The organism is Rhizobium rhizoryzae (assembly GCF_011046895.1).
Taxonomy (GTDB): Bacteria; Pseudomonadota; Alphaproteobacteria; order Rhizobiales; family Rhizobiaceae; genus Neorhizobium; species Neorhizobium rhizoryzae.
This window is the reverse complement of the sequence record NZ_CP049249.1, coordinates 667695-691476: the sequence shown is the minus strand read 5'-3', so window position 1 is coordinate 691476 and position 23782 is coordinate 667695. Positions and strand designations below refer to the sequence as shown.

Annotated in this window: 19 protein-coding genes; 18 read left to right on the top strand and 1 reads right to left on the bottom strand. The window is 57.5% G+C overall.

Translation table 11 applies throughout. From position 1 onward, the window contains the following. Nucleotides 1–95: 95 nt before the first annotated feature. The 4 genes from G6N80_RS03965 (at nucleotide 96) to G6N80_RS03950 (ending at nucleotide 4586) form a co-directional block, all read left to right on the top strand. Nucleotides 96–2291: an ATP-binding protein gene (locus G6N80_RS03965; RefSeq protein ID WP_246251357.1), complete on the top strand. Its 2196-nt coding sequence runs from the start codon at nucleotides 96–98 to the stop codon at nucleotides 2289–2291. Next, entirely contained in the window at nucleotides 2284–2742 is a 459-nt protein-coding gene (locus G6N80_RS03960; RefSeq protein WP_062556417.1) for a response regulator, read from the top strand. Before G6N80_RS03965 ends, G6N80_RS03960 begins: the two co-directional genes overlap by 8 nt. Beyond that, the gene (locus tag G6N80_RS03955; protein WP_246251356.1) at nucleotides 2729–3808 is read left to right on the top strand and encodes a sensor histidine kinase; all 1080 of its coding nucleotides are present in this window, start codon (nucleotides 2729–2731) and stop codon (nucleotides 3806–3808) included. The genes G6N80_RS03960 and G6N80_RS03955 overlap by 14 nt, the downstream gene beginning before the upstream one ends. A 532-nt stretch (nucleotides 3809–4340) precedes the next feature. After that, on the top strand, nucleotides 4341–4586 hold the full coding sequence (locus tag G6N80_RS03950) for a PilZ domain-containing protein (protein WP_082547307.1): 246 nt from the start codon (nucleotides 4341–4343) through the stop codon (nucleotides 4584–4586). Nucleotides 4587–4668: 82 nt separating this feature from the next. Here G6N80_RS03950 and G6N80_RS03945 read toward each other — a convergent pair whose 3' ends face one another. Continuing rightward, nucleotides 4669–5430, bottom strand: a complete 762-nt coding sequence (locus G6N80_RS03945; RefSeq protein WP_062556420.1) for a FadR/GntR family transcriptional regulator — start codon at nucleotides 5428–5430, stop codon at nucleotides 4669–4671. Between the two features lie 473 nt (nucleotides 5431–5903). Here G6N80_RS03945 and araD1 point away from each other — a divergent pair, with 473 nt between their 5' ends. From araD1 to G6N80_RS03875, 14 genes are all read left to right on the top strand, one after another. Beyond that, entirely contained in the window at nucleotides 5904–6893 is a 990-nt protein-coding gene (gene araD1 / locus G6N80_RS03940; RefSeq protein ID WP_165131442.1) for an AraD1 family protein, read from the top strand. A gap of 4 nt (nucleotides 6894–6897) precedes the next feature. Beyond that, nucleotides 6898–7830, top strand: coding sequence for a Gfo/Idh/MocA family protein (locus G6N80_RS03935; RefSeq protein WP_062556422.1), 933 nt, complete (start codon nucleotides 6898–6900; stop codon nucleotides 7828–7830). A 41-nt stretch (nucleotides 7831–7871) separates the two neighbouring features. Then, nucleotides 7872–9695, top strand: a complete 1824-nt coding sequence (locus tag G6N80_RS03930; protein WP_165131440.1) for an IlvD/Edd family dehydratase — start codon at nucleotides 7872–7874, stop codon at nucleotides 9693–9695. 89 nt (nucleotides 9696–9784) lie between these two features. Then, nucleotides 9785–10849 (top strand): multiple monosaccharide ABC transporter substrate-binding protein, encoded by a 1065-nt coding sequence (gene chvE / locus G6N80_RS03925; protein ID WP_062556424.1) that lies wholly within the window; start codon nucleotides 9785–9787, stop codon nucleotides 10847–10849. Nucleotides 10850–10923: 74 nt separating this feature from the next. Beyond that, on the top strand, nucleotides 10924–12486 hold the full coding sequence (gene mmsA, locus G6N80_RS03920; protein WP_062556425.1) for a multiple monosaccharide ABC transporter ATP-binding protein: 1563 nt from the start codon (nucleotides 10924–10926) through the stop codon (nucleotides 12484–12486). Next, nucleotides 12483–13673, top strand: coding sequence for a multiple monosaccharide ABC transporter permease (gene mmsB / locus G6N80_RS03915; RefSeq protein ID WP_062556426.1), 1191 nt, complete (start codon nucleotides 12483–12485; stop codon nucleotides 13671–13673). The genes mmsA and mmsB overlap by 4 nt, the downstream gene beginning before the upstream one ends. A 316-nt stretch (nucleotides 13674–13989) precedes the next feature. Next, the gene (locus G6N80_RS03910; RefSeq protein WP_165131438.1) at nucleotides 13990–15270 is read left to right on the top strand and encodes a thiamine pyrophosphate-dependent enzyme; all 1281 of its coding nucleotides are present in this window, start codon (nucleotides 13990–13992) and stop codon (nucleotides 15268–15270) included. A gap of 2 nt (nucleotides 15271–15272) precedes the next feature. Further along, a complete protein-coding gene (locus tag G6N80_RS03905) occupies nucleotides 15273–16286 on the top strand; it encodes an alpha-ketoacid dehydrogenase subunit beta (RefSeq protein ID WP_165131436.1) in 1014 nt (337 codons plus the stop codon). Between the two features lie 2 nt (nucleotides 16287–16288). Continuing rightward, nucleotides 16289–17581 carry a dihydrolipoamide acetyltransferase family protein gene (locus tag G6N80_RS03900; protein WP_165131434.1) on the top strand — a complete coding sequence of 431 codons (1293 nt, stop codon included), beginning with the start codon at nucleotides 16289–16291 and terminating at the stop codon, nucleotides 17579–17581. Nucleotides 17582–17585: 4 nt separating this feature from the next. Beyond that, nucleotides 17586–18974: a dihydrolipoyl dehydrogenase gene (gene lpdA, locus G6N80_RS03895; RefSeq protein ID WP_165131432.1), complete on the top strand. Its 1389-nt coding sequence runs from the start codon at nucleotides 17586–17588 to the stop codon at nucleotides 18972–18974. A 23-nt stretch (nucleotides 18975–18997) separates the two neighbouring features. Beyond that, nucleotides 18998–20140 carry an acyl-CoA dehydrogenase family protein gene (locus G6N80_RS03890; protein WP_165131430.1) on the top strand — a complete coding sequence of 381 codons (1143 nt, stop codon included), beginning with the start codon at nucleotides 18998–19000 and terminating at the stop codon, nucleotides 20138–20140. A 22-nt stretch (nucleotides 20141–20162) separates the two neighbouring features. Then, nucleotides 20163–20936: an enoyl-CoA hydratase gene (locus G6N80_RS03885; RefSeq protein WP_165131427.1), complete on the top strand. Its 774-nt coding sequence runs from the start codon at nucleotides 20163–20165 to the stop codon at nucleotides 20934–20936. Between the two features lie 35 nt (nucleotides 20937–20971). Continuing rightward, on the top strand, nucleotides 20972–22135 hold the full coding sequence (locus G6N80_RS03880) for an isovaleryl-CoA dehydrogenase (RefSeq protein WP_165131424.1): 1164 nt from the start codon (nucleotides 20972–20974) through the stop codon (nucleotides 22133–22135). Nucleotides 22136–22171: 36 nt separating this feature from the next. Continuing rightward, nucleotides 22172–23776 (top strand): carboxyl transferase domain-containing protein, encoded by a 1605-nt coding sequence (locus tag G6N80_RS03875; RefSeq protein ID WP_165131421.1) that lies wholly within the window; start codon nucleotides 22172–22174, stop codon nucleotides 23774–23776. Nucleotides 23777–23782 lie beyond the last annotated feature (6 nt).

Genomic DNA, 23782 nt, shown 5'->3' with positions numbered 1-23782 from the left:
TCTTGCCAGACACCAACCGCATATGCGCGGCACTGTATTGCGTACGATCAAAGCTCAGAAGCTTCTGATCCAACTTCAGCCATGGAGAAATCTGGGTGAATTCAACAGACGATGATCTGGCGGCTTGCGCGCGCGAGCCGATCCACGTGCCGGGAGCCATACAGCCCCACGGCGCTCTCATCGTCTTGGACCCCGATGGCTGGAACATTGTGCGAATGAGCGCAAATTCAGGCGACTTCCTTGGATGCGAATTGTCTCTCGGTGGGAGGCTGCCAGCGCATATGAATGACCTGCAACAGCATTTGCGCGCCTGGCATGCCACTCCAGAGTTCTCGCTTCAGTATTCCTGCTCGACAACGAAGCACATTTATACGGCGCATCGCGCACAACAGATGGTCATTGTCGAGGCTGAAGCTTTGGGCGACAAGCCTCTTGATGAGGTTTTCAGTGCGCTTCGGTCTTTCACGCGCAGGCTTGCATCTGAGTCAGATATCACGCAGTCACTGAACGCGGTGGCGCAGTTCGTTTACGAGATTACAGGTTTCGATCGGGCACTCATCTACAGGTTCGATCCTGAGTGGAATGGACATGTGGTGGCGGAGGCTGGCAATGAGATGCTTCCATCTTATCTTGGTCTGCGGTTCCCAAGCTCCGACATTCCGGCGCAGGCTCGAGCCCTCTACGCAAGTAACCGCCTCCGTATCATTCCCGATGCCAGCTATACTCCTGTTCCAATTCTGGCTGCAGACGATGCTCTTGATGCAGAACGCCTCGATATGAGTTTTGCGCAGCTGCGCAGCGTTTCGCCGGTTCATCTTGAATATATGCGCAACATGGGAACAGGCTCATCCATGTCTGTCTCCATCCTGGTGGAAGGGCAGCTGTGGGGCCTGATTTCGTGCCACGGCGTTGGGGCGCACAATGTCCCGCAAGCCATTCGGGAGACGTGTGATATGGTTGCGCAGTCGCTGGCCATGCGCATTGAGGCCCTTGATCGCGCTAAAATCGTGGCCCGCCGTCTCAAGCTTGGACAGGTTACGTCCGCCCTCTTGCGACAGATGGCGGAGGGCGCCGACTGGAGCTCGGATCTGGTTCGTGACGAACAACTCCTGCTGAGCCAGGTCAACGCAGGTGGCGCCGTTCTTTATGCCGGAGAGGCCAGCCAGCTTGTCGGTTTATGTCCCTCTGCCGTTGAATTGAAGGGCCTTGTGGAGTGGTTGAGCCAGAAAAGCCGTGACGTGGTCGCGACCAACCAGCTTGCGTCTGAATACGTTGCTGCCGAGGCATTTGCAGAAACAGCAAGCGGTATATTGGCCATCAGACTTTCCACACTGCGGCCCGACTGGCTGATCTGGTTTCGGCCCGAACTGGTACGGACGGTGAAGTGGGGCGGAAATCCCCATAAGTCCGTGCAGGAAAGCGGACGCATTCATCCTCGCAGGTCGTTCGATGCCTGGCGAGAGCAGGTCAGACTTCAGTCATCTGCATGGGACGAGGCGGAAATTGAGGCGGCTAAGAACCTTCGACAGGCGATTGTCGGCATTGTCCTGCGCAAAGCAGAGGAACTGGCGGAACTCTCGGGAGAATTGCAGCGCTCCAACAAGGAGCTGGAGGCCTTTTCCTATTCGGTTTCTCACGATCTTCGTGCTCCGTTTCGCCATATCGTCGGTTTCGCCCAGCTTTTGCGGGAGCGAGAGACATCGCTCGATGACAAATCACGCCATTACCTGCAAACCATTTCCGATGCGGCGGTCTCTGCCGGTCGCCTGGTTGATGACCTTCTCAACTTTTCGCAACTTGGTCGTGCCCCGATCATGTCAAAGCCGGTAGACATGAACAAACTTGTCGCCGAAGTCATGAAGAGCATTCAGATGGATTTTGGAGACAGGTCAATCGAGTGGTCAGTTGAATCTCTGCCTCAGGCATGGGGGGATGCAACGCTGCTTCGGCAGGTTTGGTACAACCTCATCGAAAACGCAGTCAAGTATACGCGACCTCGCAGTCCTGCGCGGATATCCATCTCGGGCGAAACCGAAGAGCATGCCACGCGTTACAGCGTTTGTGACAACGGGGTAGGGTTCGATATGGCCTATGTCGGAAAGCTCTTCGGCGTTTTCCAGCGACTTCAGCGGGCCGAAGACTTTGATGGCACCGGTATAGGCCTCGCCTTCGTGCGACGCATAATTGAGAAGCATAGTGGAAGCATCACGGCGGAGGGCGAGGTCGACAAGGGCGCCCGCTTCACGTTCGTTTTGCCAAGTCAGGGTAGAAAGGTTCGTACGCTTGCCTGAACTTCGTCCAATCCTTCTGGTCGAGGATAGTCCCAGAGATCTCGAACTCACGCTTGCTGCACTTGAAAAGTGCCAGCTTGCGAACGAAATCGTCATCGCTCGCGATGGCGCAGAGGCTCTTGATTATCTTCTGTCGACCGGCCCCCATCGACAACGACCCAGCGGCGATCCGGCTGTAGTCCTTCTTGACCTGAAACTCCCGAAAGTCGACGGGCTTGAGGTTCTGGAGCGGGTCAAGAGCGATGATATGTTGCGGCATATCCCCATCGTGATGCTGACGTCCTCTCGCGAGGAACAGGACCTGGTTCGCAGCTACGAACTGGGTGTGAACGCATTTGTCGTCAAGCCTGTTGAATTCACGGAATTCTTCAAGGCTATTCAGGATCTTGGTGTCTTCTGGGCACTCCTCAACGAGCCCCCGCCGGGATATTCCAGACATGCAAAATATTGAACCTCTCTTGCGTCCGGCTCGTATTCTCCTGTTGGAGGACAGCCTGCTTGATGTCGAACTGATCAGTGAACATCTCGCGCAGTTGTCGCCGACACCTGAGATTCATCGGGCTTTCAATCGTGCCGGCTATGTCCGTGCTCTCGATGAAATTGAGTTTGACCTCATACTCGCAGATTTTTCCCTGCCGGATTTCGATGGCATGGCGGCGCTCGATATGGCGCATGACAGGGTTCCGGAGACGCCTTTCATATTCGTGTCCGGTGTCTTGGGAGAAGAGGCAGCGATCGAAAGCTTCCGGCGCGGTGCAACGGACTACGTGTTGAAGCAACGGATGATCCGTCTTGCGAGCGCGGTCGAGCGGGCTCTGTCGGAATCGAGAGAGCGTGCCGAGCGAAAGCGGATCGAGCAACATCGCGAGCTACTCGTTCGAGAGTTGAGCCATCGGGTGAAAAATACGATGGCGATGGTCATGTCCATTGTACGTCGCACCGTCAAGAACAGCGTCAGTGTCGATGACTATGTTGAAAATCTCATGGGGCGCCTCAGAGCCATGGCAGATGCCCATGCGCTCCTGTTCGAAACGAACTGGAAGGAGGCGGCGCTTCAGGATGTGATCTACAGAACCATCAGCGCTTACATTCGCAATCTCGATCGTATCAGCCTGACTGTTGGTCCTTCTTCCACGCTTGACCCCAAGGCCGCGTTGGCCTTCAGCATGGTGCTGAATGAACTTGCCACCAATGCGTTGAAGTATGGTTCGCTGAGCAACGACAGCGGTAGGGTGGTGCTCAACTGGTCAGTCACCGACGATCATGAAAAGCAACTGAATTTCGAATGGCGTGAAGTCGGCGGACCGCCAGCGCAAGAACCCACCCGGACTGGCTTCGGCACGACCTTGATCAGTCGCACCATCGAGTATGAGCTTCAGGGCAAGGTTGCGACCGAGTATTCGCCAAGTGGATTGGTATGCAAAATCAGTTGGCCACTCCAGGATCCAGCCCCTCCGCTGCCGGATGGCATCACATCATCCTACTACTCGGGTAGCGGTAAGGACGTCACGCATTAAGGCGTCCAGCCGCTCAGGCATCCATGGTTTCCCAACGTGAGGTATCCCCTGGAGCCTCGTCCTGACCTCCGGTAGTTCAACGTAGCCACTGCAGACAATGACTGGCACGCTACGTTGATTTAGCAATTCGATAACCGGAAATGAAAATTCGCCGTTCAGGTTGAGGTCAACGATCGCGAGGTCGATCTCGAGATCGCCAATTGAATCCATAGCATCGCCGACACGTCCAAAGGGCCCGTGTACCTGAAAGCCGCGGCTGATGAGGTGATCCTCCATGTCCATGGCAAGAAGCATGTCGTCTTCCAGAACCAGGACAGAGAGAGATGGGGGAGCGCCCGTGCTGTTCATGCTTTTTGTCTCTAGGTATGCTTCTTATGGATCATCACACGCGCTTAGATGCATCACTCCTCAACAAGTTCAAGGATTTGGATGGTAAGATTTCAAGGTTTTATATTCGGCAAACCTTAAGGTAGTGGCATCTAATAGAAGGCAGTTGCGCAGGCGCGTGACCAGCATTTGACAGGTGATATGCATGACACAGAGCCCTGAACCGGCACCGAGGCGGCGCATGTTGAAAGGCGTACGGTTGGTCTTCAACAACGGGCACAGCGTCGTTAACGGCGTTCTGCGAGATATTTCCGATACGGGCGCTCGCGTTTCGGTCGAGAATGGATTGGCGCTGCCTGATGAAGTCAAGCTCGTGCTGGACGAAGGCGGTAGCCATCAGTGCTTAGTGGCGAGACGAGAGTTGAAGGAGTTGGGGCTGCGCTTCCTTTAGTCCGCGATGGACTGTGTTTGTAAGCAGTCCGGTTTCCGGACTGCTTACAAATGAATAAATGTTGTGGCGAAGATCCCGGCTCTTAAGCCGAGGTTGTTGAGATCGGGATTTGGTCTTCGGTCAGGCATCTGGTGATACGGCTTCGTCCGACATCAATGACGTGGCGCATGGCGGCAACCGCTTTTTCCGGGTCGCGGGACGCAATTGCGTGGGCGATGCGCAGGTGATTGTCGGCAATTGCGTCGATCATCTCAGGCGATGCGGCAGGCGACGACAGCCTGAACGAGATCGCCAATGCCGCCTCGATCAAAGCAGTGGCAGAACGCATGAAGGGATTTCCTGACATGCGGGCAATCGCAATATGGAAATCAAGGTCGACTTTGGCGATCGTTTCCGGGGTGTGGGATAGATTATCGAATTTGGCGGCAATGGCATAAAGTGCGACTATATCATCGCTCGTGGCGCGCATTGCAGCAGCTGCGGCTGCCGCAGGCTCCAGCGCCAAACGGATTTCCGCCAGGTAATCGGTAAATGTCTGGTCGATCCCCGCATCGAAACGCCAGCCTAGAACGTCCGGATCGAAGAAATTCCATTTGTCGCTCGGAAGCACGCGCGTGCCCACCTTCGCCTTCGGCTCAATCAGCCCCTTGGCGGCAAGAGTTTTCATCGCTTCACGCAGAACGGTTCGCGAGACGTTGAACCGCTGCGTCAATTCGTTATCGCCCGGCAGGATCGTCCCAACCTTTATGCGACCCGATACGATTGAGCTCCCGAGCTCAGCCACAACATGCGCATGGCTGCTGCTCCGCTTTTTGCCCGTGATTGCCGATTCCAGAAGGCCCACGTCTCTCTCCCTGACTCTGTCTCAACACATGCACCAGCGCCTACCCGCGCGAATCGCACGCCGTTTTGCGACTTAATTACGAACCGATGCGTTTCCAAAACCAAAAGCATTGTAAGATGCAGCATTGCTACTGCATGCCCGCATCATTCATCCTCTCCCGACGCCGACAGGCTTCGCTCTCCCAAGCGACCCGCCGAAAAAACGAATGAGCCAATGAACATCATAAAATCATACTTTTGAAAAGGTGATTATTCCATTGTGTTGGAATATGAGCGGGAAGTCGCAATTTAAATCGATATAAATCTTGCAAATCGATTTAAACTTTGGCAATTGGTGCCTGTCTACGATGAGGTATTCCAAAAAGTCGGTCGCTTGACAAAGCCCGGTGCGTGCTAATAGTCATATTTTTGACGGCGCGGACGCGCAGGGAGGTGCTACGAGGGAGTCGTAGCTTCACAAACGGAATTATATCGATGTTGAGACTACTGCAGGTTTCGGTCAATGGGCAGGCGCGTGTTGTTGCCTGGAATGGTGAAGACGACGCGCGGATCGTGGAAGGTGTGGCTTCCGTCTATGATCTTGCCCAGCAGGCTATTGCCGCTGGCCGCACGTTCGCCGAACAACTTTCGCAGTCTACCTTGGGTGAGGTTGTGGATCTTGATGCTGCCGCGCGCGAGAAGCGTTTGCTGCTGCCTGTGTCGCATCCGGATCCTGCACACTTTGTCGTCGCCGGGACTGGCTTGACGCATCTGGGTTCCGCCGATGGCCGTGACAAGATGCACAAGGCGGCACAATCGGCTGAAAAGCCAACTGATTCCATGCGCATGTTCCTCATGGGTGTCGAGGGCGGCAAGCCTAAGGCTGGTGCGGTCGGCGTCCAGCCTGAATGGTTCTACAAGGGTGATGGTTCGCAGTTGAAGGCAACGGGTGAGGATCTTGTATCTCCAGCTTTTGCCCTTGATGGTGGAGAAGAGCCGGAACTTGCTGGCATCTATCTCATCGGTGCGGATGGCACACCTTTCCGTCTCGGCTTCTGTCTTGCGAACGAATTTTCCGACCATGTGACCGAGAAGGGCAATTATCTTTGGCTGGCGCATTCCAAGCTGCGCGAGGCGGCGCTTGGACCTGAGTTGCTGGTCGGTGATCTGCCGGATCATGTCGAAGGCACCTCGAAAGTCATTCGCGGCACAGAAGTGATCTTCGAAAAGCCCTTCCTGTCTGGTGAGGCGAATATGTCGCATACGATCGCCAACCTGGAGTATCATAACTTCAAGTACGATCTGTTCCGTCGTTCGGGCGACCTTCATGTCCACTTCTTCGGGACGGCAACCTTGTCGTTCTCGGAAGGCATCAAGACAGAGCCAGGTGACGTGTTCGAGATTGAAGCAGCACCGTTCAAGCTCCCGTTGCGCAACGCTCTTGCAGTTGCGAACGAGCGTCCGGTGTCTGTTCGCAAGCTTTGAGGTGATGCCTGTGCCGAATATTCGTCTTGCCATTGTCGGGCTCGGGAAAATCGCACGCGATCAGCATCTTGGTGCTATTGCGGCGACGGATGGCATTGATCTGGTAGCCGTTGCCAGCCGCAATGCCTCGCTTGAGAATATCCACTGTTTCCCCGACATTGATGCTCTTCTGGCCTCCGATGTCGACGTTGACGCGGTTTCGCTCTGTACGCCCCCGCAGGGACGGTTTGAGCAGGCACGCGCAGCGCTGATGGCGGGAAAGCACGTGATGCTTGAAAAGCCGCCGGGCGCTACGATTGCGGAGGTTTTTGCACTGGAAGCTTTGGCGCGCAAACAGGGTGTCAGTCTGTTCGCGACCTGGCATTCTCGCGAAGCAGCTGCCGTTGAACCTGCGCGTCGTCTTCTGGCCGAGCGCCGCATCCAGTCTGTCGAAGTCGAATGGAAGGAAGATGTTCGCCACTGGCATCCGGGGCAAGCCTGGATCTGGGAGCCAGGCGGACTTGGTGTCTTCGATCCTGGCATTAATGCCCTGTCGATCGTCACCCGCATCATGCCCGAGAGCTTTCATCTGGTCTCTTCGGAGCTTTCCTTCCCGGCAAACCGGGCAGCACCTATCGCTGCTGATCTGGAATTTCAGACGGCCAGCGGTACACCCATCAAGGCAGCCTTCGACTGGCGCCAGACGGGGCCGCAGACCTGGGATATTCGCGTTTCCACACAGGAAGGCGATGTGGTTCTCACACACGGTGGCAGCCGCCTTATCGTTAATGGCGAGGCGCAGATCGTTGAGGAGGATCGCGAATACCGCAGCCTCTATAAGCATTTCGTTGACCTTGTCTCATCGAAGCGGTCGGACACAGACTTCTCCCCGCTGGTACATGTCGCAGATGCCTTTATGCTTGGCCGTCGCAATGTCGTTGAGTCTTTCGAAGATTGATTTGCGCCGTCTGAACCTATTCCTCTCGTGAGAAGAAGATCATGAGCAACGACAATTTGCCCACCAAAACTGCAACCGGTCCGAACGGAAAGCTCCGCTCGCGTGCATGGTTCGATAATCCTGCCAACGCCGACATGACGGCGCTCTATCTTGAGCGTTACATGAACTTTGGTCTCAGCCAGGCTGAGCTCCAGTCCGATCGCCCGATTATCGGCATCGCCCAGACCGGTTCGGACCTTTCGCCGTGCAACCGTCATCACCTCGAACTGGCAAACCGCCTGCGCGAAGGTATCCGGGAAGCGGGTGGTATCGCCATCGAGTTTCCGGTGCATCCAATCCAGGAAACAGGCAAGCGTCCGACAGCAGGTCTGGACCGTAACCTCGCCTATCTAGGCCTCGTCGAAGTCCTGTACGGTTACCCGCTGGACGGTGTGGTTCTGACTATCGGCTGTGACAAGACGACGCCTGCCTGTCTGATGGCTGCGGCCACCGTCAACATTCCGGCTATCGCTCTTTCTGTCGGTCCGATGCTGAACGGTTGGTTCCGTGGCGAACGTACCGGTTCCGGAACTATCGTCTGGAAAGCACGCGAACTGCTGGCCAAGGGCGAGATCGATTATGCCGGTTTCGTCAAGCTGGTTGCATCGTCCGCTCCTTCGACCGGTTACTGCAACACCATGGGCACCGCGACGACCATGAACTCGCTGGCGGAAGCTCTCGGCATGCAGCTTCCGGGCTCGGCCGCCATTCCGGCTCCCTACCGTGACCGTCAGGAAATTTCCTACCTCACCGGCCTGCGTATCGTTGAGATGGTGAAGGAAGACCTGAAGCCGTCGGACATCATGACGAAGGAAGCATTTGTCAACGCGATCCGCGTCAACTCGGCGATCGGTGGTTCTACAAATGCACCGATCCATCTCAATGGTCTGGCGCGTCACCTTGGCGTCGAACTGACGGTTGATGACTGGCAGAAGTACGGCGAAGAAATTCCGCTTCTCGTCAATCTGCAGCCTGCTGGCGAATATCTTGGCGAAGATTACTATCATGCAGGCGGGGTACCGGCAGTCGTCAACCAGTTGATGCAGCAGGGCCTGATCCACGAAGATGCCATGACGGTAAACGGCAAGACCATCGGCGAAAACTGCCGTGGCGCCGTGATCGAAGACGAGAAGGTCATCCGTCCTTACGATCAACCGTTGAAGGAGCGGGCAGGCTTCCGCGTCCTGCGTGGCAACCTCTTCTCGTCCGCCATCATGAAGACGAGCGTGATCTCCAAGGAGTTCCGCGATCGCTACCTTTCCAATCCGAATGATCCCGATGCATTCGAGGGCAAGGCGGTGGTGTTCGACGGACCGGAAGACTATCACCATCGCATCGATGACCCGGCGCTCGGTATCGATGAGAACACGGTTCTGTTCATGCGTGGTGCTGGTCCAATCGGTTATCCCGGTGCGGCCGAAGTCGTCAACATGCGCGCTCCCAGCTACTTGCTGAACAAGGGCGTTACATCCTTGCCGTGCATCGGCGATGGCCGGCAGTCCGGCACATCGGGCAGCCCGTCCATCCTCAATGCATCGCCCGAAGCCGCCGCAGGCGGCGGTCTGGCGCTGCTCAAGACCGGTGACAAGGTCCGCATCGATGTGGGTCGTGGCACGGCAGACATTCTCATTTCCGCAGAAGAGCTTGCAGAGCGCCGTCGCGAACTGGAAGCAAAGGGCGGGTATCAGTATCCGAAGCACCAGACACCGTGGCAGGAAATCCAGCGCGGCATCGTCGGGCAGATGGAGACCGGCGCCGTTCTGGAGCCGGCTGTGAAATATCAGCGCATTGCTCAGACGGAAGGTATTCCGCGCGACAATCACTGATAGAAAAGAAACGGCAGGAATCAGGCTCTGATTCCTGTTGCCAACAATGGCGAGCTCGATGGGGGGCTCGACCAAGGAGGAGAGCAAGAATGAAAATTTTGAAGTATTTGACGACTGCTGCGATGTTTGCCGCCATGGCCTTCGCTGCTCCTGTCAGCGCTGCTGACAAGGGTCTGGTCGGCGTTGCCATGCCAACCAAGTCCTCCGCCCGCTGGATCGCTGACGGCGACAACATGGTGAAGGTTCTGAAGGAACGCGGTTACTCGGTTGACCTGCAGTACGCAGAAGACGACATTCCGAACCAGCTTTCCCAGATCGAAAACATGATCACGAAGGGTGCGAAAGTACTCGTGATCGCGTCGATCGACGGCACGACGCTCTCGGACGTTCTGCAGCAGGCTGCCGACAAGAAGATCAAGGTCATCGCTTATGACCGCCTGATCCGCGATACGCCGAATGTCAGCTACTACGCGACATTCGACAACTTCCAGGTCGGCGTTCTGCAGGCCACGACGCTGGTAAAGGCTCTCAAGGCTGATACGGAAAAGGGTCCGTTCTACATCGAACTCTTCGGCGGTTCGCCGGACGATAACAACGCCTTCTTCTTCTACAACGGCGCCATGAGCGTTCTCCAGCCGTTGATCGACAAGGGCGTTCTCAAGGTTGGTTCGGGCCAGGTTGGCATGGACAAGGTTTCCACGCTGCGTTGGGACGGTGCAACCGCCCAGGCTCGTATGGACGCCATCCTGTCTGCATTCTATGCCGACAAGAAGGTCAACGCTGTTCTGTCTCCTTATGACGGTATCTCCATCGGCATCCTGTCCTCGCTCAAGGGCGTAGGTTACGGTTCCGGCGGCGTTGCAATGCCGTTCGTTTCCGGTCAGGACGCAGAAGTTCCGTCTGTTAAGTCCATCATCGCTGGCGAACAGTACTCCACGATCTTCAAGGATACCCGCGAACTCGCGAAGGTAACCGTCGACATGGTTGATGCTGCGATGAGCGGCAAGGAGCCGACTGTCAACGACACCAAGACCTACGACAACGGCAAGAAGGTTGTTCCTTCCTACCTGTTGAAGCCGGTTGCTGTTGACAAGACCAACTGGAAGGAAGTTCTGGTTGGCAGCGGTTACTACAAGGAAGACCAGCTGAAGTAATTCCTGTATCGATAGTGCGGCGGCGCGTTGAAATCGCGTCGCCGTATTCTTTGTTTCCCATCGGAGATGATGGCATGCTCGCACACGTCAATGCGGCTGAACGCCCCCCGATTCTCGAAATGCGTGGCATTTCTAAGTCGTTCGGTGTTGTTAAGGCTTTGACCGACGTCTCGTTCACCGTTCGCGAGGGCGAAATTCACGCGCTCGTCGGTGAAAACGGCGCTGGTAAATCTACACTCATGAAGGTTCTGTCCGGCGTCTATCCGCATGGCAGCTACGAAGGCTCCATCCTGTTTTCAGGTGAAGAGCGCCAGTTTCGCGATATCAATGATACTGAAGCGCTGGGCATCATTATTATTCACCAGGAGCTCGCGCTGATACCGCTCCTGTCCATTGCCGAGAACATCTTTCTGGCCAACGCTCCGTCGCGTTTTGGCGTGATTGATCGTTCGGCCGTTCATGAGCGCACCAAGGCTTTGCTGGCCAAGGTCGGCCTGAACGAGCAGCCGGATACGCTGATCACCAATCTCGGCGTCGGCAAGCAGCAGTTGGTCGAAATCGCCAAGGCTCTTTCAAAGGACGTTCGTCTTCTCATTCTTGACGAGCCGACTGCATCTCTCAACGAAACAGACAGTGCTGCACTGCTGGAGCTTCTGAAAGAGTTCAGGAACCAGGGCATCACCTCAATCATGATCAGCCACAAGCTGAACGAGATTTCCGAAGTCGCCGACCGCATCACGGTTCTGCGCGATGGCCGCTCTGTCGATACCATGGATTGCCACGCTGGCGTCGTGCCGGAAGACGAGATCATCCGCAAGATGGTCGACCGCGATATGGAAAGCCGCTACCCGAAGCGTACGCCGAAGATCGGCGAGATGATCTTCGAGGTGGATGACTGGTCCGTTTATCATCCGCAGCACACGCATCGCCAGGTCGTGAAGAACCTGTCGCTGAAGGTTCGCGCGGGCGAAGTCGTTGGTATTTCCGGCTTGATGGGTGCGGGCCGCACCGAGTTTGCTATGAGCGTCTTCGGCCGTTCCTGGGGCCGCAATATCACCGGCACTGTGAAGATGCACGGCAAGCCTGTCGATGTCTCGACGGTTACCAAGGCGATCGATGCGGGTCTAGCCTATGTCACGGAAGACCGCAAGCATCTCGGGTTGATCCTGGCGGAAGACATTCGCAAGAACATCTCGCTGGCAAACCTGCCTGGCGTCTCACGCAGCAGTGTGATTGACGACATCTCAGAAATGAAGGTGGCGCAGGAGTTTCGCGCGCGCATGCGCATCCGCAGCCACAATGTCTATCAGGAAACGGGCAAGCTTTCCGGCGGCAACCAGCAAAAGGTCGTGCTGTCGAAATGGCTGTTCACAAACCCTGACCTGCTGATCCTCGACGAGCCGACCCGCGGGATCGACGTCGGTGCAAAATACGAAATCTATTCCATTATCAACGAACTCGCGGATGCCGGAAAGGCAGTCGTGGTGATCTCCTCGGAAATGCCGGAGCTGATCGGGATTTGCGATCGCATCCTGGTCATGCATGAGGGCGAATTCGTCGGCGAAGTTGCCGGCGCTGAAGCCACCCAGGAGAACATCATGCGCGCTATCATGCGCCGCAAGGGGAGAGACGAATGAGCACGCCTGAAACAACTGCACCGGCACCGCAGAGCGTCGCCGGTTTCATCAAGGACAACCTGCGCGAATACGGGATGCTGATGTCGCTTCTCGTCATCGTCATCTTCTTCCAGTTTGCGACAGGCGGCATTCTTCTGAAGCCGCTGAACCTCACGAACATCATCCTGCAGAACAGCTATATCGTCATCATGGCGCTCGGCATGCTGATGATCATCGTGACCGGCCATATCGACCTCTCGGTCGGGTCCGTGGCAGGTTTCATCGGCGCAGTCGCCGCCATGATGATGGTGCAATACAACTTCGATTTCGTCACGGCCTGCATTATCTGCCTGGTCCTCGGCGGATTGATCGGAGCTGTACAGGGCTATTTCGTCGCCTATCTGAAGATTCCATCGTTCATCGTGACGCTTGCCGGCATGCTTGTTTTCCGCGGTCTTATGATCGCCGTCCTCAGCGGTCGCTCGATCGGACCATTCGATGTCACGTTCCAGCGGCTGTCATCCGGCTTCATTCCGGAATTCATCTCGTCTGAGGGCGGCTTGTACCTGACATCGCTGGTTCTCGGCGTTGCAGTCGCTGCCTTCCTGGTCTGGCAGAACATCAAGAACCGCGGGCGTCGCATGTCGCATGGCGTCGAAACCGAGCCGTTTGGTTTCTTTGTCGCAAAGAACATCCTTGTCCTCGCCAGCATCAGCTATGTTGCCTACTTGATCGCGTCCCATCGCGGTATGCCAAACGTTCTGATCATCATGGCGATCCTGATTGCGGCTTATGGTTTCTTCACCAACCGCACGATCATCGGTCGCCAGATCTACGCAGTCGGCGGTAATGCCCGTGCAGCCGAGCTCTCCGGTATCAAGACGCAGCGTCTGGTTTTTGGCACCTTCGTCAACATGGGCGTACTGGCAGCTCTTGGTGGTCTCGTGGTTGCAGCACGCCTGAACAGCGCGACACCGAAGGCTGGCGCAGGTTTCGAACTCGACGTTATCGCTGCCTGCTTCATCGGCGGTGCATCTGCCTATGGTGGCGTTGGCAAGGTTACCGGTGCTGTTATCGGCGCCTTCCTCATGGGCGTCATGAACAACGGCATGTCCATCCTGGGTATCGGCATCGACTATCAGCAGGTGATCAAGGGTCTCGTTCTGCTCGGTGCAGTCTGCGTCGACGTTTACAATCAGCGTCGTTAAGCATCCTCCCAAGCATTTCGACTGCCTGACAGGCCGCGCATCGCAAGGTGCGCGGCTTTTGCGTTTCTTCGGCTGGACATCACGGGCGATCGGCGATTCGAGAGCTCGGCAGCCCGCGAACTTTAATTGCGCAAATTAGCACTCGTCCTTTCCGGCTCATGCGCTGTCACGCTCAACATAATCAGGACATTTCGGGCAGGTCGAGACTACCATTACCGTCAGATCAGGGGCGTTCCTGCCGCAAGAGGAGCGGTATTACAGCCACCAGATCCACCGGTAGAGCGAGGACGAGGAGGTTTTCCGAGCCCTGCCGCACATGGATTTCAGATTGAACGAATGCACTTCTTTGGAGGAGAAGAACGTGACTTCGCATTGCAAACTCTCATTTGCGCACCCGCCCGCCCGACCGGGCCAGACGCCTGATTTCTCCTCAGTGGAGATTCCGAAGGCCGGCCTGCTGCCTGTTCTGCCACTTGATGTGACGGCTGCGGATTGCGTTGAGCACGCCAACTCGCTCATTCGCGTCATGGATGAGAATGGCGAAGCAGTTGGGCCTTGGGCTGAGTTCTTGAACCGCTTCGATGTCGATACGCTTCGCGCTGGGCTGCGCGACATGATGATGTCGCGCACCATCGACATGCGTATGATGAATGCGCAACGGCAGGGCAAGATGTCGTTCTATATTCAGGGCGTTGGCGAAGAGGCGATCGCCTGTGGCTTCCAGCGCTGTCTGAAGCCGGGCGACATGAACTTTCCCACCTATCGCCAACAGGGACTGCTGATTGCTGGCGGCTATCCGCTGGAAATGTTGCTGGGGCAGTTCTATTCCAACGCATTCGATCCGCTGCAGGGCCGCCAGTTGCCAACGCTGCATTCCGCGCGTGACTATGGATATTTCACAGTTTCCGGCAATCTCGGAACGCAATATGTGCACGCGGTTGGCTGGGCCATGGCCAATGCGCTCACCCAGAAGGACAACATCTCGATCGGCTGGATCGGTGATGGTTCTACCGCATCCAACGATTTCCATACGGCGCTTTTGTCCGCCTCGTCCTACAGCCCGCCGGTTATCCTCAACGTCGTGAACAACCAGTGGGCTATCTCGACCTATACAGGCGTTGCCAAGGGCAAGGGCAGAACCTACGCCGCGCGCGCTCTGGGTTATGGAATTCCGGCCATCCGCGTAGATGGCAATGATTATCTTGCAGTGCTTGCAGTTTCGGAATGGGCATCGCAGCGTGTGCGTTCTGGCCACGGTCCGATCCTGATCGAATGGTACACCTACCGCGTCGGGGCGCATTCATCATCCGATGACCCGAGTGCGTACAGACCGAGAGACGAGGGCAAGGCCTGGCCCTTCGGCGACCCCATAGACCGATTGAAGAAGCACCTCATCCACATTGGTGAATGGAGCGAGCAGCGCCACGTCCAGGCGGAAGCGGAAGTGCTCTCGACGGTTGTCGAGGTGCAGAAGCGCGTTGAGGCGGCCGGCACGATGATCGATCCGAAGCCCATTCCCGGAGCCACGATCTTCAAGGGTGTCTACGCCGATATGCCGGAACACATTCGCCGTCAGCGGCAGGAATTAGGGGTCTGACCATGGCGCAACTGACGATGATTGAAGCCCTTCGCGACGCTATGGATGTAATGTTGGCCCGCGACCCGCAGATCGTCATTTTTGGCGAGGACGTAGGCTATTTCGGCGGCGTTTTCCGCTGCACCTCCGGTTTGCAGAAGAAGTATGGTGAGGAGCGCGTGTTCGACACGCCAATCAACGAAAGCGCTATTGTCGGTCTGGGCATCGGCATGGCGGCGCAAGGCATGAAACCCTGCGTGGAAATCCAGTTCGCTGACTATGTCTATCCGGCCTATGACCAGATCACACAGGAAGCGGCGCGTATTCGCCATCGCTCCAACGAGCAGTTTTCTTGTCCCATCGTCATCCGCATGCCGACAGGTGGCGGCATCTTTGGGGGCCAGACCCATAGCCAGAGCCCGGAAGCCTTGTTCACACATGTCGCGGGCCTGAAGGTGGTGCAGCCCTGCACGCCGCATGATGCAAAGGGTTTGCTGATTTCCGCCTTGGAAGATCCCGATCCGGTGATCTTTCTGGAACCAAAGCGGCTTTATAACGGCCCCTTCAACGGTGATCACAAGGCCCCGGCGCAAAGCTGGAAAAACCATGTGCTCGGCGAGGTGCCGGAAGGGCACTATTCGATTCCCATCGGCAAGGCGCGCGTTCACCGGGAAGGTTCGGCAGTGACGATCCTCACCTACGGGACGATGGTTTTCGTTGCGGAAGCTGCGGTGAATACGCTTGGCGTCGATGCGGAGATCATCGATCTGCGCTCGCTTCTGCCGCTCGATCTAGAAGCCATCGAGGAATCCGTTCGCAAGACCGGGCGCTGTGTCGTCCTTCATGAAGCCACAAAGACCTCCGGTCTGGCAGGAGAAATCATCGCCATCGTGCAGGAGGCTTGCTTCTACCATCTTGAAGCGCCGGTTCAGCGCGTAACCGGCTGGGATGCCCCTTATCCGCATGCACTGGAGTGGGATTATTTCCCCGGACAGGAGCGCGTCTGTCGCGCTCTTCAAGCAGTGATGGAGGCTTGATCATGGGTATCAGAACAATCCGCCTGCCGGATGTGGGCGAAGGTGTCACGGAAGCTGAAGTTACTGAAATTCTCGTCAAGCCCGGCGATCTTGTGAGAGAGGATGATCCGATCGCAGCCGTCATGACAGACAAGGCGACGGTCGAAATCACCTCAGCCTATAGCGGCAAGGTCATCTGGATCGGCGGCGAAGTCGGCAAGACGCTGGCCATCGGCTCGGATCTCATCCGTATCGAAGATGAAAGTGCAGGCGGGGACGATGATGGCGCTCCCTCGCTCGCTCCTGCTGAGGCTCAGCCTGCTCCAGCTTCGACATCCAGTACCGCGGCGCAGACGGAAAGCTGCCCGCTGAAAGCGTCACCTTCGCTGAAGGTGGTTGAGACCCGGCCAAGCGCACTCACCTCAACAGCCACGCCGCCGCGTGCAGAAGGTGTCGCAGTACTTGCTTCCCCTGCCGTACGGGCAAGGGCAAAGGAGGCAGGCATCGACCTTCGCCAAGTTGCAGGCAGCGGGCCGGCAGGCCGCATTACCCATACCGATCTGGATCATCTGTTCCAGAACGCTGGTCAGGCACAGCCGCGCAATCCGCCTCGGCCGGAAACAGTGGAAACTGTGAAAGTGGTCGGCCTGCGCCGCATGATTGCCAAGCGCATGAGCGAGGCAAATGCCACCATCCCGCACATCACTGTTGTGGAAGAAGTAGATGTGACCGAGATCGAGGCAGTCCGCATCAAGCTCAATGAGACGCGCGGCGACAAGCCGAAGCTCACTATCTTGCCACTCATCGCGGCTGCGCTGGTCAAAGCCAAGGAAAGCTGCCCGAAAATATTCGCTCGTTACGACGATGAGGCCGAGGAAGTCCATTATTCCACTGCGGTGCATATCGGCATTGCGACGATGACGGAAGCAGGGCTCATGGTGCCCGTGGTGCGCAACGCACAGGCGCTTTCGCCCTATCAGCTTGCAGGCGAAATAGCCCGGCTTTCGGACGCCTGCCGGGAGGGCAAGGCGAAGCGGGAAGAGCTTTCCGGTTCCACGATCACCATCACATCCCTTGGGCCGTTGGGGGCGATTGCCACGACACCGATCATTAACAAGCCGGAGGTTGCCATTCTCGGCGTCAACCGCATGGCAGTACGCCCAAGCTGGAACGGCAGCGCCTTCGTGCCGCGCACCATGATGAATATTTCAGCCAGCTTCGACCATCGCATAATTGACGGATGGGACGCGGCAGTCTTCGTTCAGAGGATGAAGACATTGCTCGAAACTCCTGCCCTGATTTTCATGAAGGATTGATGGAATGACCGATCTTTCATGCAAAGTGCTGGTGCTGGGTGCCGGTCCGGGTGGCTATGTCTGCGCCATTCGCGCCGGTCAGGCAGGGCTTGATACGATCATCGTGGAAAAGGCTGCTCCCGGCGGAACGTGCCTTAACGTAGGCTGTATCCCTTCCAAAGCTTTGATCCATGCCGCAGAGCAATTTCATGCCGTCGCGGAGGCGGCAACCGGCCATTCTCCGCTGGGGATTGCAACCGCCTCGCCGAAGATCGCTCTTTCGAAAACCATGGGATGGAAGGATGGAATCGTTCGCCAACTGACCGGCGGCGTCGGTGGCCTGCTCCGCAAGGCCGGGGTTCGCAAGATTGACGGTGAAGCACGCATTCTGGATGGCAAGACCATCGAGTTGAAAACGGCTGAAGGTCTCTCCCGTATTTCGTGTGAGCATCTGGTGATTGCGACCGGCTCGGCTCCGATTGAGGTGCCATCGCTGCCGTTCGGTGGCGATATCCTTTCCTCCACTGAGGCACTTTCCCTTCAACAGGTACCGGAAACGCTGGCGATTGTCGGCGGCGGATATATCGGGCTCGAAATCGGCACGGCTTACGCAAAACTCGGGGCGAAGGTGACGATCGTGGAAGCCAGGGCTCAGATCCTGCCGCAATATGACGCCGAACTTTCAAAGCCTGTTCTGACGCGGCTGAAGGCTTTGGGCGTCGAGGTGCATCTCAATGCGCAAGCCGAAGGCTATGAAGGCGGGGTGCTGCGGGCAAAGACGGCGGATGGCGAACTGAAGATCGCCGCCAAGAAGGTTCTTGTCACGGTCGGCCGGCGCCCTGTTGTTGCCGAATGCGGTGCTGCCGATCTGGGCCTCGATATGCAAGGCCGCTACATAAAGATCAACGGCAAGTGCCAGACATCGATGCGCGGCGTTTATGCCATAGGTGATGTGACCGGCGAACCCATGCTGGCCCATCGCGCCATGGCGCAAGGGGAGATTGCAGCTGCGGTGATTGCGGGGGAAGCAGTTGACTGGGACAAACGCGCCATTCCCGCCGTCTGCTTCACCGATCCCGAAATCGTTGTGGTTGGCCAACTGCCGGAGGAGGCGCGAACGGTCAATGCGGAGGCGGCGGTGGCAACCTATCCGCTGCGGGCCAATGGTCGCGCCATGACGCTGGAGCGCACGGATGGTTTCGTGCGCATTGTGCATGAAAAATCTGACGGTCTGGTTCTTGGCATTCAGGCGGTGGGTGCTGGAGTTTCCGAATTTGCCGGAGAGTTCGCGCTTGCGCTGGAGATGTGCGCCACGCTGACTGATATTGCCGCGACGATCCACGCGCACCCGACGCTTGGAGAAACGGTGCAGGAGGCCGCACTGGCCGGATTGGGCAGGGGACTGCACGCTTAGATGTGGAATGAGGAGGGATACCCATGGATTTTTCGCTGACGGAAGAGCAGGCGGCCATTCGCGAAATGGCGGAAGCCTTTGCCCAGGATGAAGTCGCACCGCAAGCGATCGAGTGGGATCAGGCCAAGCATTTTCCGGTGGATGTGCTCAAGAGTGCCATGGCGCTCGGGCTCGGCGGTATCATGGTTTCCGATGCACATGGTGGCTCCGGCCTCGGCCGGGTGGAAGCGGTGCTCGTTTATGAAGCGCTTGCGAAGGGGTGCCCGGCTTTCTCCGCCTATCTTTCGATCCACAACATGGTCGCGAGCATGATCGACAAGCATGGCAGCGAGGTACAGAAATCCGCCTATCTGCCGCGTCTTTGCACCGGCGAATTGTTGGCCTCCTATTGCCTGACGGAACCCTCCTGCGGCTCGGATGCGGCTGCGTTGACAACACGGGCGGAGCGCGACGGTGATGACTATCTGCTGACCGGCCAGAAGATGTTCATTTCTGGCGCTGGCGCGACCGATCTCTATGTCGTCATGGCGCGCACCGGTGGTCCCGGCGCCAAGGGGGTTTCTGCCTTTCTGGTGGAGAAGGATGCAGCCGGTCTCTCCTTTGGAGCCAACGAGAAGAAAATGGGCTGGAATGCCCAGCCAACCCGCACAGTCATGCTCGATAAGGTGCGCGTTAAGGCCGATGCCATGCTGGGGCCGCAAGGAGCCGGCTTCAAACTGGCCATGGAAGCGCTGGATGGCGGGCGCACCTCCATCGCCGCCTGTTCGCTTGGCGGCGCGCAATCGGCACTCGATAAGGCTGTTACCTATACCAATGAGCGCAAGGCCTTCGGCCAGAAGCTGAACGAGTTCCAGGCCTTGCAGTTTGCGCTGGCGGAAATGGCGATTGATCTGGAAGTTTCTCGCACCTTTCTGTGGCGTGCAGCATCAGCACTCGATGCGAAGCTACCGGAAGCAACGCAGCTTTGCGCCATGGCCAAGAAGCATGTGACGGATGCCGGGTTTGATGTTGCCAACCGTGCGCTGCAACTGCACGGTGGTTATGGCTACCTGGCAGACTACGGGATCGAGAAGATCGTGCGCGATCTTCGCGTTCACCAGATTCTGGAAGGTACCAATGAAATCATGCGGCTGATCGTGGCGCGCACTGTGATTGCGCAGGCGTAAGCGGGCCGAAGGGAGAGACACCATGACCTACCAAACCATTCTGACGGAACGCCGCGATAGCGTGCTTCTGATCCGCCTTAACCGCCCTGAAGCCCTGAACGCCTTGAATTCCACCGTCGCGCAGGAATTGATCGCCGTTACGGCCGAGGCGGATGCCGATGACAGCATCGGGTGCCTTGTTCTGACCGGCTCTGAAAAGGCTTTCGCGGCGGGCGCTGATATCAAGGAAATGCAGCCGCTGACGTTTCAGGATGTGGCCGTCACCGACAAGTTTTCGGAATGGTCGCTGTTTACCAACCGCCGCAAGCCAATCATTGCTGCCGTGTCGGGCTTTGCGCTGGGCGGTGGCTGCGAACTTGCCATGATGTGCGATTTCATTCTGGCATCGGATACGGCCAAGTTCGGCCAGCCGGAAATCAAGCTCGGCACTATTCCCGGCATGGGCGGTTCGCAGCGGCTGACGCGCTTCGTTGGCAAGTCCAAGGCCATGGATATGGTTCTGACAGGTCGCATGATGGATGCTGCTGAAGCAGAACGTTGCGGTCTCGTCAGCCGCGTATTCCCGGCGGTGGATCTGGTGGAAGAGGCGGTCAAGGTCGCAACGGTTGTGGCTGGCATGTCTCAACCGGTGGCGGCCATGGCAAAGGAAGCAGTCAATCGCGCCTTTGAGACAACACTTGCCGAAGGGCTGTTGGTCGAGCGCCGCCTGTTCCATTCCACCTTTGCCCTGGAAGATCGCTCCGAAGGCATGGCCGCTTTCGTGGCGCGCAGGCCTGCTGATTTCAAGAACCGCTGATTGGCGGTATCGTGAACGGGAAGGGAGGAGACTTCATGTTTCACGCTACGATGAGCTTCGATCTGGGAGAGGATGTCGCGGCATTGCGCGAAACCGTTCAGGACTGGGCGCAGGAACGGGTGAAGCCGCTGGCTGCCGAGGTGGATCGCTCCAATAGTTTCCCGAACCAACTCTGGAAGGAGATGGGGGAACTGGGCTTGCTCGGCATCACCGTGGATGAAGCCTATGGCGGTGCGGGCATGGGGTATCTGGCGCACACGGTGGCGGTGGAGGAGATTGCGCGTGCCTCCGCCTCCATCAGCCTTTCCTACGGTGCCCATTCCAATCTTTGCGTCAACCAGATCAAGCTGAATGGTTCTGAAGCTCAGAAACAGAAGTATCTGCCGAAGCTTGTTTCCGGTGAACACGTCGGCGCGCTGGCTATGTCGGAGCCGGGCGCGGGGTCGGATGTCGTCTCCATGAAGCTCAGGGCCGAAAAGCGCGACGGTCATTACGTTCTGAAGGGCAACAAATACTGGATCACCAACGGCCCTGACGCCGATGTGCTGGTGGTTTATGCCAAGACTGACCCGGAGGCAGGATCGAAGGGCATCACCGCCTTCATCATCGAAAAGGGCATGAGGGGTTTTTCCACCAGCCCGCATTTTGACAAGCTGGGCATGCGCGGCTCAAATACGGCGGAACTGAATTTCGACAGCGTGGAAGTGCCTTTCGAAAATGTACTTGGCGAAGAAGGCCGCGGTGTTCGTGTCCTGATGTCTGGGTTGGATTACGAGCGTGTGGTGCTGTCCGGCATCGGGCTTGGCATCATGGCGGCCTGTCTGGATGAGGTCATGCCCTATGTCTCAACCCGAGAGCAGTTCGGCCAGCCGATCGGCAATTTCCAGCTCATGCAGGGCAAGATCGCCGATATGTATGTGAGCCTCAATACTGCGCGCGCCTATGTCTATGAGGTCGCCAAGGCTTGCGATCGCGGCACGGTCACGCGGCAGGATGCGGCAGGCGCCGTGCTCTATGCCAGTGAGCAGGCCATGGTGCAGGCCCATCAGGCCGTGCAGGCGCTGGGCGGGGCGGGCTTCTTGAGTGATAGCGTGGTGAGCCGTCTGTTCCGCGATGCGAAGCTAATGGAAATTGGGGCTGGCACATCCGAAATTCGCCGCATGCTGATTGGCCGGGAGTTGATGGCCGCCATGGCCTGAACCTGCTTGCCTGTGGTGTAACGGCTGGAGGAGCCGATGAGATTGAAATCCCAACATATTGCTGGATCGGAGAGCGCGAAAAAGAACCGTGCTGCGCATCTGGCCATGCTGGAAACCATTCGCGCGGCTGCGGAACTTGCTGCGCAAGGGGGTGGCGAGGAGGCGCGCAAGCGGCATGCAAGTCGCGGTAAGATGCTGCCGCGGGAGCGCGTGGCCAACCTTCTGGATATCGGATCGCCCTTTCTGGAGGTTGGCGCAACGGCTGCGCATGACATGTATGAGGGTGCTGCACCTGCGGCTGGCCTGATTGCAGGTGTCGGCCGTGTCGAGGGGCAGGACGTCATGGTCGTCGCCAATGATGCGACGGTGAAGGGTGGCACCTATTACCCAATGACGGTGAAGAAGCATTTGCGGGCGCAAGAGATTGCCGAGGCTTGCAATCTGCCCTGCATCTACCTCGTGGATAGCGGCGGCGCGAACCTGCCGAACCAGGATGAGGTCTTCCCGGATCGCGATCATTTTGGCCGCATCTTCTTCAATCAGGCGCAGATGAGCGCCATGGGCATGGCGCAGATCGCGGTTGTCATGGGGTCCTGTACGGCGGGCGGTGCTTACGTGCCTGCCATGTCGGATGTTTCCATCATCGTGCGGGATCAGGGTACGATCTTTCTGGCCGGTCCACCGCTGGTGAAGGCTGCGACCGGCGAGGTCGTCAGTGCGGAAGATCTGGGTGGTGGCGATGTTCATACGCGCCTTTCCGGCGTGGCGGACTATCTGGCGGAAGACGATGCCCATGCGCTGGCGCTTGCCCGCCGCGCTGTTGCCAATCTCAACCGGCAGAAGCAGCATTCCGTTCAATGGCAGGCGCCGGAACTTCCAGCCTATGATCCGGAAGAACTGCTGGATGTAGTACCTGCCGACCTGCGCACGCCCTATGACATTCGTGAGGTGATCGCGCGCGTAGTGGACGGCAGCCGCTTTGATGAATTCAAGGCGCGCTTCGGCGAAACGCTGGTCTGCGGTTTCGCCCATATCATGGGGTGCCCCGTCGGGATTGTCGCCAACAATGGCGTGCTTTTTTCCGAAAGTGCGCAGAAGGGCGCACATTTTGTGGAGCTATGTTCGCAGCGCGGCATTCCACTGGTGTTCCTGCAAAACATAACCGGCTTCATGGTGGGCAGGAAATACGAAAACGAAGGTATTGCCCGCCACGGTGCCAAGATGGTGACGGCGGTGGCGACGACTGCCGTACCGAAAATCACCATGCTTGTGGGCGGCTCTTTCGGGGCGGGAAATTATGGCATGGCGGGTCGTGCCTTCTCGCCCCGCTTTTTATGGACATGGCCGAATTCGCGGATTTCGGTCATGGGCGGGGAGCAGGCCGCGGGTGTTCTGGCCACCGTTCGCCGCGAAGGCATAGAGCGCAAGGGTGGTAGCTGGAGCGCAGAGGAAGAAGCCGAGTTCAAGCGCCCGACACTGGATATGTTCGAGCGGCAAAGCCACCCGCTTTATGCCTCGGCGCGTCTCTGGGACGATGGCATCGTGGATCCGCGCAAGACGCGTGAGGTTCTTGCCCTTTCACTTTCCGCCAGCCTGAACGCGCCAATCGGGGAAACCCGGTTCGGCCTGTTCCGAATGTGATGGCAA